At 61.3% G+C, this 12,106-nt stretch carries 13 protein-coding genes; 7 read left to right on the forward strand and 6 right to left on the reverse strand.

The features are described 5' to 3' along the window. Positions 1 to 9: 9 nt before the first annotated feature. Together PLU72_00185 and PLU72_00190 are read right to left on the reverse strand one after the other, a co-directional pair. Positions 10 to 684, reverse strand: coding sequence for a methyltransferase domain-containing protein (locus PLU72_00185; protein ID HOT26571.1), 675 nt, complete (start codon positions 682 to 684; stop codon positions 10 to 12). Between the two features lie 166 nt (positions 685 to 850). Next, a complete protein-coding gene (locus tag PLU72_00190) occupies positions 851 to 1,228 on the reverse strand; it encodes a J domain-containing protein (GenBank protein HOT26572.1) in 378 nt (125 codons plus the stop codon). 170 nt (positions 1,229 to 1,398) lie between these two features. On the opposite strand from PLU72_00190, the gene PLU72_00195 reads away from it, so the two are divergent. The 7 genes from PLU72_00195 (at position 1,399) to PLU72_00225 (ending at position 8,241) form a co-directional block, all read left to right on the forward strand. Then, positions 1,399 to 2,184 (forward strand): GIDE domain-containing protein, encoded by a 786-nt coding sequence (locus tag PLU72_00195; GenBank protein ID HOT26573.1) that lies wholly within the window; start codon positions 1,399 to 1,401, stop codon positions 2,182 to 2,184. A gap of 115 nt (positions 2,185 to 2,299) precedes the next feature. Beyond that, entirely contained in the window at positions 2,300 to 3,118 is an 819-nt protein-coding gene (locus tag PLU72_00200; GenBank protein HOT26574.1) for a protein phosphatase 2C domain-containing protein, read from the forward strand. 69 nt (positions 3,119 to 3,187) lie between these two features. Then, positions 3,188 to 3,736 carry a tetratricopeptide repeat protein gene (locus PLU72_00205; protein ID HOT26575.1) on the forward strand — a complete coding sequence of 183 codons (549 nt, stop codon included), beginning with the start codon at positions 3,188 to 3,190 and terminating at the stop codon, positions 3,734 to 3,736. Positions 3,737 to 3,766: 30 nt separating this feature from the next. After that, positions 3,767 to 5,434: a serine/threonine-protein kinase gene (locus PLU72_00210; protein HOT26576.1), complete on the forward strand. Its 1,668-nt coding sequence runs from the start codon at positions 3,767 to 3,769 to the stop codon at positions 5,432 to 5,434. Positions 5,435 to 5,467: 33 nt separating this feature from the next. Further along, positions 5,468 to 5,944: a hypothetical protein gene (locus PLU72_00215; protein HOT26577.1), complete on the forward strand. Its 477-nt coding sequence runs from the start codon at positions 5,468 to 5,470 to the stop codon at positions 5,942 to 5,944. Between the two features lie 21 nt (positions 5,945 to 5,965). After that, positions 5,966 to 6,850 carry a hypothetical protein gene (locus tag PLU72_00220; GenBank protein HOT26578.1) on the forward strand — a complete coding sequence of 295 codons (885 nt, stop codon included), beginning with the start codon at positions 5,966 to 5,968 and terminating at the stop codon, positions 6,848 to 6,850. After that, positions 6,847 to 8,241 carry a tetratricopeptide repeat protein gene (locus PLU72_00225; protein ID HOT26579.1) on the forward strand — a complete coding sequence of 465 codons (1,395 nt, stop codon included), beginning with the start codon at positions 6,847 to 6,849 and terminating at the stop codon, positions 8,239 to 8,241. The genes PLU72_00220 and PLU72_00225 overlap by 4 nt, the downstream gene beginning before the upstream one ends. Before the next feature lie 17 nt (positions 8,242 to 8,258). On the opposite strand, the gene PLU72_00230 is transcribed toward PLU72_00225, so the two are convergent. From PLU72_00230 to PLU72_00245, 4 genes are read right to left on the reverse strand one after another with little or no spacing between them, the layout of a single operon-like run. Continuing rightward, on the reverse strand, positions 8,259 to 8,927 hold the full coding sequence (locus tag PLU72_00230) for a hypothetical protein (GenBank protein HOT26580.1): 669 nt from the start codon (positions 8,925 to 8,927) through the stop codon (positions 8,259 to 8,261). A 1-nt stretch (position 8,928) separates the two neighbouring features. Further along, positions 8,929 to 9,465 carry a prepilin-type N-terminal cleavage/methylation domain-containing protein gene (locus PLU72_00235; protein HOT26581.1) on the reverse strand — a complete coding sequence of 179 codons (537 nt, stop codon included), beginning with the start codon at positions 9,463 to 9,465 and terminating at the stop codon, positions 8,929 to 8,931. Next, complete coding sequence (locus tag PLU72_00240) at positions 9,462 to 9,926, reverse strand: hypothetical protein (protein HOT26582.1); 465 nt, start codon at positions 9,924 to 9,926, stop codon at positions 9,462 to 9,464. Before PLU72_00240 ends, PLU72_00235 begins: the two co-directional genes overlap by 4 nt. Next, complete coding sequence (locus PLU72_00245) at positions 9,916 to 12,093, reverse strand: hypothetical protein (GenBank protein ID HOT26583.1); 2,178 nt, start codon at positions 12,091 to 12,093, stop codon at positions 9,916 to 9,918. Before PLU72_00245 ends, PLU72_00240 begins: the two co-directional genes overlap by 11 nt. Between the last annotated feature and the right edge of the window lie 13 nt (positions 12,094 to 12,106).

Below are 12,106 nucleotides of genomic sequence, written 5' to 3' on the forward strand. Positions count from 1 at the left end.
CCCTTTGCCTTATCCTTCCTTGATTGCCGTCAGATGACTGAGAAAGCAGGTTCTGCGGCGTCGCTCCGCGATGCGGAAACCGCCGGCGCGCAATGCCTCTTCCCATGCGTCGATGCCGGTCGCGAATTCCTCCCTGAGAGTGATCAGAACGTCCTCCCGAACCTTCGACCACCGCTCGCCATACCACTGCTCCGCATCGGCGAGAACCTGAGCCATGTTCTCCCCGAGCCTGCTCCGGGGAAAATCGAAGACCGCGTCTTCGATGACGAATCTCGAGCCCGGAGCGAACCGTTTTCCGACCAGGGCGAAAAAGTCGAATTTCTCGGGGTCCGTCAGGTGGTGAAGCGCCTTTCGGGAGGAGCCTCGGGTAAAGGTCTCGCCTTCGAGGCGGCAGTCGAGAAAAGGCAGTTCCAGAAGCTTGACGTTCGGATACGTCTCGAGTCGCTTCCGGGCGATGTCGAGCTGCTGGCGCGCGATGTCGACGCCGACGGCGCGCCGGCAGAGCTTCGCCGCGATCGACAACGCCGAGCCGTTCCCGCAGCCGAAATCGATGAAAACGTCATCGGGACCGAGTTCGAGGGGGGCGAGATACTCGAGGATTTCCTGCTCGTCGAAGGGAAACAGGGTGTTGTAGTGCTCGACGAGCGCGCCCGATTTCCAGACGTCCGGGGCGTCTGTTCCCATCGCCAGTGTTCCTTTCCAAATATATTATATAGTATATAAACCGACCCGGCGACAGCCGGGGTGCCTGCGGAACATGATGATATCACACCCCCCTCCGGAGCGCCACCGGCGCGGATCGGGAACGGGCCGGCAAACGAGGGGGTCTTCCTCGGGACTCACCAGCTCCTCAGGAGGCGGTCTCCTTCAGATAACGCGAGAGCTCGAGATAGGCCTCGGTGAGCTCCTGGCAGAGGCGCGTGGCGGTTTCGATCTTCTCCGGCTCGTTCCCATACCGGTCGGGGTGATACCGCATCATCATCTCCTTCCAGGCCCGGCGGACGGTCGCGAGATCCGAGCCGGGCGGCAGTTCGAGGCGGCTGTAGCACCGCCGAAGGCGCGCGTCGAGGGGACGGCCCGGGCGGCGATGGCCGGCCGAAGCGCGGTCGGCATCTTCCTCTTCGTCCGGCCATGGAACATCCCCGTTTTCGAAATCGAGGAGAGAGCGGCCGAGCCAGGAGTTGACGTACGATTTGACCACCCGTAGCAGGCGTGACGGAATCCCCATGACGTTTTCCTCCGGATTCCTATGGTATCACGTGGCGAGAGAAAACCGGGACGCTCTGTTCGTTGTCGCACGCGCGGCATGTTTTTCTTGTCATGAGAGGAAAGAATGGTACATGATACCGGCATGCCGGTTCTCAAATACCAATTGAGCAGAGGATGGAGGAAAAAAAGATGGTAGCTGTCGGTATATTCGTTCTCGTTATAGGCCTTGCGCTGTTATACTGGCGTCATCTCGAGCAGATGAAGGTCGCACAGATCAAGGGCACCCGGACCTCGACGGCCCAGGAATTGAAAGACGGGGCCGTCTCGCCGGGGAAGGCGGTCGAGGTGAAGGGAAACATCCAGTGCGATTCCCCGCTGACCGCACCGCTTTCCGGCAAGCAGTGCGTCTGGTTCAGCTGCGAGAGCCGCGAGCGGATCGAGGTGACCTATTTCGAGACCAACCAGCAGACCAAGCAGCAGGAGCGCAAGACGAAGACCGAATACCGCGTCGTCCGTTCCGAGAAATCGATGGTCCCTTTCTGGATCCAGGACTCGACGGGCCGCGTAATGGTGCGGCCGGAAGACGCCGAGATCGACGGCATCACCGTCGTCGACAGGTTCGACCAGGCCCCGGCCTCGTCGATCGGCCAGGTGTTTGCGACCGGCGGCCTGATGGCCGGATACGTCAGCTCCCTGCCACAGCTCGACAACAACCATCGCATCCTCGGCATCGAGCACAAGGAAGTCATCTTCCCGGTCGGACAGCCTGGATACGTTCTCGGTGAACTTCATTCCGGCGGCGAGGCCCCGACCATCGCCAAACGGGTGAAGAGCGACGTCTCGTTCGTCATCACGACGAAATCCGAGGAGGAACTGGTCGCCGACGCCGAGTCGCGGGTCTTCTGGCTGCTCATCGCCGGCGGAGTCGTGTCCCTGTGCGGCGTCGCCCTCATCGTGAAGAATTTCATTCCCTGACCGCGCCGCGGGGGCGGTCCTGCTCTGGCCGTTCCCGCGCCGTTCCTGCTTGACCGGCCCTGTGTTCGCGTTTATAATGCCCCCTGTAGTAGAGATGCCGGAGAAAGGCCGTCGATTGCAGATCTCGTTCCACACCGACCGTGGCCTCGTTCGCAAGAATAACGAGGACAGTTCGCTGGCGATTCCTCCCTGGCAGGAACCGGCCATATCTGCCGGCGCATGCATGTTCGGCGTTGCCGACGGGATGGGCGGCCATGCGGCGGGCGAGGTGGCGTCGGGCCTCGCGACGGCGACGTTGAAGACGTGGTTGTCGAGCCAGCGTCCCGACCGTGTCGCGGGGCCGGCCGAGGTGGAAAGCGCCTTTCTCGAGGCCAATTTTGCGATCTGGGAGTATGTCAAGAAACACGCCGATTGCCAGGGAATGGGAACGACGCTGACGGCCGGGTTCATCTCGGATAACCGGATGATCCTTTGCCACGTCGGCGATTCGCGCGTGTATCTCCTTCGGAGCGGCCAACTGAAACAACTGACGTCCGATCACACTCTCGTCGCCGAGCAGGTTCGGGCGGGAAAACTCGACGAGGCGGCGGCCCGATGCCACCCGGCGAGGCACATTCTCAGCCGTGCGCTGGGCGTCCGGGAGTTCATCACGGTGGATACGACGGTCCTGGAACTGGCTGTCGGCGACACTCTGCTCTTCTGCTCCGACGGCATCTACGGACCCGTATCCGATGACATCATCCGGGAAGAACTCGCCCGCAGGCCGTTCAACGGCGCGGCGAAACGGCTCGTCGAGCTTGCCTGCAAAGGCGGCGGTCCGGACAACGCGACGGCCGTGGCCGTGCTGATCGACGAGCTTCCGGTATCGTATCCGGGCCGGTACTCGTGGCAGCGCTTCAGATCGATCCTCGGTGAGTGGGGAATACTCGGCTGACCGGGGTTCCGGGCGGCCGACGCGATACGACAGAAGAAAAAACATCCTGAGTGCAGGAGGGAAAAAGGTATGGACGCGGTAACTTTGATGATTATCGTTGGAGTGGTGGTGCTCGTCGCCATCGTGCTGGTGCTGCTCATGTCGAAAGACAAGGCGTCGCCGGGTGACGTGATGGGGGCCGGCCAGGCCGACGACGAACGGGCTGCCGTCGCCTCGAAGCGCTTCAAGCAGGTTCTTTCGGGGAACGACCTCCAGAACCAAATGAAGAAAGAGGAAGAGGAGCTCCTGACGAAATACACGTCCGGCACCGGCGAAGGCATCGCCGAGGTTGAGAAGCTGCTCGTTTCCGACCCGAACAACGTCGATCTTCTCGACTGGCTGGCGTTTATGTATTACAGCAACAACGAGACCGACAAGGCGATCGAGACCTACAAGCGCGCTCTTTCGATCAAGCCCAGCAACGAGAACCAGCATTACTATCTCGCCAACAGCTACTTCAAGAAGGGGATGCAGGCCGAAGCCCAGAAGGAATGGGCGGAAGTGATCCGCCTCAAGCCGGGCTCCAAGATTGCCAAAAACGCCCAGGAGCGCATCGACTTCGTCACGACCAAGAAGTGATCCATTTCTGACCGGGAGAACCGCTGAACGATGGCAATGATCGCCCCCCCCGAACTGACCCGCTACAAGCTCCTCGACCTGATCGGTTGCGGAGGGATGGGGTCCGTCTTCATCGGCATCGAGCTGAAGTCGGAGAAGTTCGTCGCCATCAAACTGCTTTCCCCGGAATGCGTGGAAGAGCCCGTCATTCTCGAGCGGTTCAAGCTCGAAGGGCAGATTCTCAAGGGGCTGAGCCACCCCAACATCGTGAAGTTCATCGAAGCCGGCCAGGAGGGCGATTACCACTACCTGGTGATGGAATACGTCAAGGGCCTTTCGATGGATGCCTTCCCGCGGAGCAACTCGGCGACGACGCTCGGCGTCAAGCAGTCCATACCGACCATCGAAGAATACCTGACGTTATTCATCAAATGCTTCGATGCCCTGGGATATGTTCACAAACAGGGGATCGTCCACCGCGACATCAAGCCGCACAACATCATCCTGACCGGGCCGGAATACTCCCCACGCCTGATCGACTTCGGCATCGCCAAGAAGCTCGATGAGTCCGGTGAATTCGATCAGCCGGGCGAAAAATTATATACGGTTGTCTATGCCAGTCCCGAGCAGCTGATGAACAAGCCCGTGGACCAGGTTTCCGACCTGTTTTCGTTCGGAGTGGTGATGTACGAGAAACTGACGGGCCGCCTTCCGTTCGAAGGAAAGAAGGAGATGGAAGTCTTCCTTTCCCAGACGAAATGGAACTTCCCTCCGCCCCGCCAGCTCGTTCCCGAGATTCCCCAGAAGCTCGAGCAGATCGTTCTCAAGCTGCTCTCCAAGGATCCGGCGAGCCGCTATCCGACGGCCGCCATGGTCCAGGGCGAGCTGGAGAAACTGCTCGAAATTCAGCGGACCGGCCGCGACGGCCTGAATCTCTCCGGCATCATCAGCGACATCCGCGAGACCGGATCCGCCATCTCGGCGACCCGGGGGTTCAAAAAACGCACCATCGCCGACGAGCAGATGCTCGTGAAAAAGGCTCGCAGCGAATACGTCGAGGCCAAGAACCAGCTTCGCGCCGCCACGCTCAAACTCCGCTCCGATCCCGAGCACGTCGAGCAGCTCAAGGCCGTGTGCGAACAGCTCAGGGTCGAATACGAGCGCCTGCAGGGGCAGCTCGCCATGGCTCTGGGATTCAAAAGTCAGCCGCTCGTCATCGATCGCTTCAATGCCATCCTCAAGCTCGAAACGGTGGCGTTCGAGAAGCGCGGCGTTCCCTTCAACATCAACACGATCGAGCAGAAACTCGCGCACTCCGACGGCTCCGACATCATCGTCGGCTCCATGAACTTCACCGAACGGGTGAAGCGTGTCTACTCCTTCAACCAGAAGGATTCCTACCTCGCCTGGGACGAATCCACCTGGTTTTTCAACGCGTATGACGAGAAGGATTTCCCGATCTTCGTCATGGTCGGCGATCCGGGCATGCCCCGGGCGCCGCAAGGCTTCAGGGGGTTCTTCTGGCCGTTCGAATTCCTGCTCGCCATCCACAAGCTCGGCCGGACCGGCGTTTCCATCATCGAGACGTTCACCGGCTGCGATCGCCGCGGCCAGGCCGTTTCCGCGCAGCACAAGGAGACGATCCTGTTCTCGAACAATCTTTTCGACGCGCTGAAAGAGCGCCTGACGAAGCTCGTTGCCGCAAAAAACGGGAATTGAGCGGGCGAGCGTGAACAGGGAGAACCGCCCCGCATGAACATCGATGCTTCGCTTCGCGAACGTCTGCAGGCGGGTCTGCAGAGGCTGACCCTCCTGTATGGGGAACTGGCCGACGATGGGCGCGATCTGCTTGCCCAGACCGAGTTTTCCCTCGACCGGGTGCTTCAGATGCTCGATCATCGCGACCTCGTGATCCAGGAAGTGCAGGCCATCGAGCTCGAACTCGTTTCGGCCCTCGGCGCCGCAGGTTCCGAGCATGCCGTCGCTGGACTTCTGCAGGTCGTGAAGACCCTCGAATCGGGCTCCCTGCCGGCCCTCGAAGATGCCGCTCGGTTCAGGACAGCTCTGGCAGCCCTCGTCGACGTCGACGAACTGGTCGCGAAGCGCCTCCGGGAGGCCCGGAGCGATCTCGAAGCGGAAATAAAGCGATTGCGGCGCAGCTCGAGGCTCGTTCAGGGATACCGCCCGGCAAACCCGACGGGAAGCGCCTTCATCGACAAAATAAAATAGACCGGAAGAAGTGGGGCCGATATGAGAGACGGAACGGAAATCACGAAAAAGTGGTCCGGAGCGCTGTTCGTCGCATTCCTGGCGATGACCGGCCTGGTTCCTCCGGCGGGCGCCCGACTCGATGCGGTCGAGACGACGGCGAGCGGGACGACGAAAGCCGTGAAATCCGGGCATGTCCGCTTCGGAGACCTGTATGTCGCGGGAATGGCGGCCCTGCTTCCGGGGGGCGGCACGCTCGAAGCTCCCGGCGGCAAGCCCCGCGTTTCGGGAAAAACCCTGCGGTCCGACCTGCTCATTCCGAGCGGTTCGCTTGTCTCGACCGGCGCGGACGAGACCGCCCGTATCAGGCTCGGCGAGCGCTCCCTGTTGCGCGTCCGCCCGAACTCGGCTCTGCGCATTTTTTCCCTGCGTCTCGAGCTGGTGCGCGGTGAACTGTGCGTCCAGCAGGGTAAGACGATCCTGCCTCTCCGCATCCAGGCCGCCTCGTCGACGATCGATCTCGAACGCGACTCCGCCGCCGATTTCTTTCTCTCTGAGGACGGCCGCATGATCGTGACTGTTCAGGCCGGCACCGCAAAAGTCGCGGGGGAAAGTGACGCGGTTGTCGCCGGACAGCGCGTCGAGGTGAGGAGCGGCACGGTGGTGACCGATCCGCCCGTCGCCCGCCTGGCCGACTGGTTCGCCTATGCGGAGAAAACCGGCGTCCAGGAGTATACCCCGCGGCTCGGCCTGGATATCGGAGACGGTGCCGACGACGCCCCGTCTGCCCTGACGCCGGGCGGCCAGGAGCCGACGGGCGGCGAACCCGTGCGCCCAGATGACACCAGTGGCGAGCTCGTTCCCGGTTCTCCGCAGACGCCTTCCGACGTTCTGCAGGATCACTTCCTCGAGGACTCCGGCCGGTGAGTATACAAAAATTCGTCTATATCCTGGTCGTCGTCGGTCTCGCGCTGGGCGGCAGCGCGCCGGTTTTCGCGGCGGGTGACCGGAACGAGAAGATCCAGAACATCTATTTTCAGGCACTCCAGGCGCTCGAGGAGGAGAACCACCTCAAGGGCGTCCAGTTATACTACCGGTTTGTGATCCTCGGCGGAATTCCCGTGTCGAAGGCCGTTCGCGCCCGCGATCTGGCGCGTGCGATGAGCAGTTTCAAAAAAGAAATCGCCGAGGGGCGGAACAGCAACAGAACCGAACTCGGAATTCTGCTCATCGACCGGATCATCGAGCGGTTCGACAGGGCTGAGCAGCGTCTCGATCTTCTCCGTGAAAAACACCCCTCCTCGGTTCTGCTCGCGTTCCTGCGGGGAGAGGTTGCCCTTGCGCGCGGCGACGAAACGCTCGCGATGAGGATCTTCGGGACGATGAACCGTCTTCCGAATCCGCGCGGGTTTCCTGCGCTGGCCGACTATCTTCTCGACCAACGGGGCAGGGGAAAAAGCGCTGATCCGGCCGCTCGCCGGAAATTCTTCATGAAGCTCGCCTATCGACGCTGGGATGAATCCGACTTCGAAGGCGCCGGCGCGATGTTTCGCGCGCTCATGAAGGAGTATCCGCTGGATCCCGAAGCGCCGCGGGCGCTCATCGACCTTCTCCTACAACAGGACAAGACGGACGAAGCCGTGAAGATTCTCGACGGGTGGAAGGGGCAGGCAGACGAGCCGCTGATTCCTCCGTTGCCTCTCGCGCGCATCCGCTACTCTCAGGGTCAGTATGAAGAGGCTCTGGCCCTGCTGGTGCCTCTGCAGGAAGCCGACCCTCAGGACGCGTATCTCAGGCTGCTGGTGGCCGAGAGCCTGTACCAGTTGAACCGCCATGCCGAGGCCGCGCCCCATTTCATGGAACTCGCGCGTTCGGATCCGAAGAACCAGGGCTTCCTTCAGCGCCTCGTCATCTGCTCCGAGGCGGCGGGAAGGCGCGCCGATCCGCTTCCCCTGCTCGAAGCATACGTGCAGGAAAACGAACGGGATTCGGCGATGCGGTTCGAACTCGCCTCGCTGCTGATCCGCCTGGATCGCCTGGATGAAGCCCGCCTGCATTTCAACGTGCTCAGGGAGTTCGGAAATCCTCTCCAGAAGGAAGCGCTCGAAAAAATCGCCGCCATCGACCGCGCGAATTACGAGCGGATGATGAGCGCCTCCGCCGCGAGCGGAAGCGGCGGCGAACCGGACAAGGGCGAGCATCGGGTTTCCCAGCAACCCGACGATCTGGCGGCGACGGAGCCGGTGATCGGCGCGGCAGGCGATGCCAGCCTTGCCGAGGAAGAGCAGATCCGGCGGATGAAAGAGCTTTTCAAATAGTGCTGTATATATAAAAATCAGTAATACGTCCTGTTCCAGTGCGGATGGTTGATGTTCTGGTTCGCCACGGAACTCGAGAGGGTGGATGTCAGTTCCAGCGTATTGCGGCCGTCGGCGGTTTTTTTCGGATCGGCGTCGATGACGAGTTTCACCAGGAGCATCGGAACGTCGGGGTTCAGGGGATGGCCGTACAATTCGAACCGCGCCCCCTTGATCGCCGGGAAGACCAGTTCCCTGCCAGCGCTCAACCGGACGAGACATTTCCGCTCGGGATCGATCAGGTAATTGACTTCTTCCAACGTCGGACTCGGGCTGGCGTCCGGCGTGTCGAACGTCTGCCGGAAAAAGTGGATCTCCGAGCCCGATACCAGGATCGGCGTCGTGCCGTCGCCGGCGAAGGCGCCGGCTTCGACCGCCGGCCGCTGCATGGCGCTTCTCTTCTTGGCGAGGGGCGTGGAGCCGGGGATGCGCGGGACGGCGCACCGGAAATCCCGTCGCAGGTAGTTGATGGCGTGCCGGGCGCCCTGCAGCTCCTGCAGATCGACCGAGCCGCGCGAACGCTGGTTGCCGATGAAGCTGAACACCTTGTAGGCGATGAGGAAGAGCCCGACCATCAGGACCAGGCCGATCATCGTCTCGACCAGCGTGAAACCGGTTGTTCCGAATTTCCTGCGCGACGTTTTCATCTCAATACGGCTCCCGTTCGTTGAACACGACGGCCGGAAGGGACAATTTGCGCATTCGCTCCGGGTCTCCGCCGATGGCTTCGATTTTGTCCGGCTTTTTGCCCTCGTTCCAGAACACCTCCACGATCACCTGCTTCAGGAACCGTGAGTTCGGGATGCCGCTTTCCGCCGGTTTCATTTTGATCTTCCGGTAGAAATATGCATTGGTATATTGATCAGGATATGTTTTATCCGCCGGTTGCCATGCGGCCGCCGGGTGCGCGGGCAGGGGAACGGATTTCCCGGTCGCCGGGTTGACGAGCGACCCTTCGAACATCTGGAGCTTGGCCGGCGTGAGTTCTTCGAACGGCGTCGACTGGATCAACTCGATCGTTTCCTGGGCTATCTGGAGCGCCCGGAGGTAATTCTCCGCCTTGCTGGTTTCGGCCCGGGTGGATGCGGCGAAATAGATCAAGCCGCCGAAACAGACCAGGCTTATGGCAAAGGCCACGACCACTTCGACGAGGGAAAAGCCGCGTTGCGGGATTCGTCGAATCATCGGATGCCTCCCGTCTTACCGGAACCCGGCGTGGGGGCATCATGCATCGCCCCCGATTGAGGGGCCGTCTCCCTGAGTTCCCGGATGCGCTCGACCGCTCGTCTTGTCGCGTCGGGCGCCTGAGGCAGGAAATACGCGTCCGGCAGTTTGTGAAAATCGCGTGAGATTGGCCTTGGCGGGATACCATCCGCGGGCAGAAACTCGGTCGCACCGGGCCTGAGTTGCCCGATGGCTGATGTGCGTTCCCTTATGAGGGCTTCAAGAGCGGCCGCATCCGTCTCGCCGCCGGTTGCGAATCCGGATGAGCCGGATATTGCCCCCGCACCTCCCGTGTCCGGTCGCCGACCACGCGCGCCGGACTTTTGCAGCCAGAAGGCGAAGAAAAGCATGGACAGCACGGCCAGGACGAGCAGTCCGGCCGCGACGCCGTTCAGATTTCCCGCTCGTTCGTCAGTCGGCATTGTAATCGACCGCCAGCATGGTTCGTGCCTCGCTGATGCTCACCCGGACCGGATATTCGGGAAAATACAGATTGGGGTCATGCACGATGGTGAGTTGTCCGCCGTCGGGGAGGGTGCTCAGTTCGAACAGATTGTCGACGAGCAGATTGCCGTAAATGTTGACGCTTTTTCCGCCGAAGCTGATGCCGCTTTCGGCTGCCGCCGCCGCCGTGGAGTTATCCTTGAAGCTGGTCGTCGCGGCCAGCGAGGCGAAGATGTTCACGATTGGCGCGGACGACTGGACGAGAAAATGGCCGAACATCAGATACATTCCCAGCGCATCCCGTTTCGTGTTGAGCGGCGCGAGATTGCCGAGCCGGCAGTTGCCCTCGTGGACGACGATCCGGCCCCTGCCGCGGTAGTGTTCCACGGAGGTGAGGTCGAGAGGTTTTTTTGCGGCGCTGACGATCAGGGAGATGCCGTCGAGGTCGAGCACTCGTTTGCCGCCGATGGTCTTGATGCGATCGCGCGCGAACTCGTCCGCGTTCTGATAGATGTGCGCCACGCTGCGCAGCGACTCGTCGAACGCCGGAAACACGTCGTGGCCGGGGATGCTGCCTTTCCCGGCCGTCGGGGACGGGACGACGGTTTTGCCCGTTCCGAAAAACAGGTGGTTGATCGACAGCAGATCGATCGCCGTCGACATCAGGACCTTGGTTCTCTCGTCGATCGGGGGCGTGCATGGCTTGCCCGCGAACGTGAGCGGCGAGTTTTCGTAATGCAGAGGGATGGGCGGAAAGGGGACGTCGACCGAGGCGCCGCCGTACAGGTCGAATCTAACCTTGACCTGGTCGAGAAAGGCGATCTTGAAAAAACGGAGATACACCGGCCCCTCGACGAACACGGGAATGTCGCGTCGCTCCCCATACAGCAGGGGCATCTTTCCGCCGAGAACCCGCTGGGGGTTGACGTTCATATAGTAGTTGAAATACTGACCGATGCCGCCGAACGGCTGCTCCTTCACGAACGGCTTTCCCCCGTCGCCGGTGATACTGGAGTAATCGGTGTATCCGTACTGGTATTTCCAGTGGTCCATCAGGGAGGTCACCAGCGATCTGAATACCTCGGACCTGCCCGGGTCGCCGCCGGATTTTCGATAATCCTTCGCCACCATGTACCCCATCGACCCCTCGGTCTCCGCATGCTTCGTGCTGGAGTCGACGATCTTGTTGTAGATCGCGACGATCTCGGGCGTGTTGTGGAAATCCGAGGCTTTCGAAAACGATCCGGAAATGGTGCTGAACGGGAATGGGGGTATACTATAGAATAAATTATCTTTGCTCGCCTGCGCGTGCGCCGGGTTGATCGTCTGGAACGCTCCGGGCTTGTAGAAGGGGCCGAGCAGGTGATGGTCGTCCCTGAAAGACAGGTCCAGCAGAATCGGCGGTGGCTGCGAACTCTTCGCCCCCTGCGGGAACTCCGGACAGGCCGGATAGGAACGGTTGCCGAGATATACGAATGAATATATCGCCGGATCGCTCGGGGCGATCCCCTTGATGACGATGCGCTTCTTCGGGTTGTTCAGAAGGCGGCAGAAGCTTTTCACGAACAGCACGTATTTGTCGAGAAAGGGATACGACAGGTCGACGATTTTGATCTCGCGGCGTTCTTTCAGCTTGATGTCTGGCAGGCCCTTTGACTTCGCCGAACCTGTCAGCTCCACGAATCCCGTATACGACGGTCGTGCCCCTCCGATCGTGTCGAGGATCACGATGCGGGCAAGCCCCGTTATCTCCGAGTGCCTGCCGGAATACTCGGCGGCGAGCCTGTTCGCCAGCGGAAGACGGAAGGGGGGAAACTCGACGACGCAGACCTCCCGCGCGCCCGCCGCCGGACCGGTTTTCCATGCGTCGAACAGCGCTCTGCCGATGCCGCTGTCGGGATCGTTGGCGTCCGCCTTCACGGCGGCCAGCATCTCGCTGATGCCCGCCTCGGCGAACAACACGAGCCGCTCCTGGTCGATCGTGCGGCTGATCTGGAGGACCTCGCCGGTCTTGTGGGTGGAGAGGCTTATGACCAGGATCAGCATCATCAGCGCGAACGCGCAGACGAAGAAAACGGCAAACCCCCGGCGGCTTCCGCAATCCGCCAGGGGCCTGCTGATCGATCGCTTGTCCGGCCGGTCCATGGACGATCCCGTT

The organism is Candidatus Ozemobacteraceae bacterium, from assembly GCA_035373905.1.
Taxonomy (GTDB): domain Bacteria; phylum Muiribacteriota; class Ozemobacteria; order Ozemobacterales; family Ozemobacteraceae; genus MWAR01.

Excerpts from the sequence above, each read along its gene's own strand:
- PLU72_00185 (HOT26571.1), bottom strand. The coding sequence starts at position 684 with ATGGGAACAGACGCCCCGGACGTCTGGAAATCGGGCGCGCTCGTCGAG.
- PLU72_00190 (HOT26572.1), bottom strand. The coding sequence starts at position 1,228 with ATGGGGATTCCGTCACGCCTGCTACGGGTGGTCAAATCGTACGTCAAC.
- PLU72_00195 (HOT26573.1), top strand. The coding sequence starts at position 1,399 with ATGGTAGCTGTCGGTATATTCGTTCTCGTTATAGGCCTTGCGCTGTTA.
- PLU72_00205 (HOT26575.1), top strand. The coding sequence starts at position 3,188 with ATGGACGCGGTAACTTTGATGATTATCGTTGGAGTGGTGGTGCTCGTC.
- PLU72_00210 (HOT26576.1), top strand. The coding sequence starts at position 3,767 with ATGGCAATGATCGCCCCCCCCGAACTGACCCGCTACAAGCTCCTCGAC.
- PLU72_00215 (HOT26577.1), top strand. The coding sequence starts at position 5,468 with ATGAACATCGATGCTTCGCTTCGCGAACGTCTGCAGGCGGGTCTGCAG.
- PLU72_00220 (HOT26578.1), top strand. The coding sequence starts at position 5,966 with ATGAGAGACGGAACGGAAATCACGAAAAAGTGGTCCGGAGCGCTGTTC.
- PLU72_00230 (HOT26580.1), bottom strand. The coding sequence starts at position 8,927 with ATGAAAACGTCGCGCAGGAAATTCGGAACAACCGGTTTCACGCTGGTC.
- PLU72_00235 (HOT26581.1), bottom strand. The coding sequence starts at position 9,465 with ATGATTCGACGAATCCCGCAACGCGGCTTTTCCCTCGTCGAAGTGGTC.
- PLU72_00240 (HOT26582.1), bottom strand. The coding sequence starts at position 9,926 with ATGCCGACTGACGAACGAGCGGGAAATCTGAACGGCGTCGCGGCCGGA.
- PLU72_00245 (HOT26583.1), bottom strand. The coding sequence starts at position 12,093 with ATGGACCGGCCGGACAAGCGATCGATCAGCAGGCCCCTGGCGGATTGC.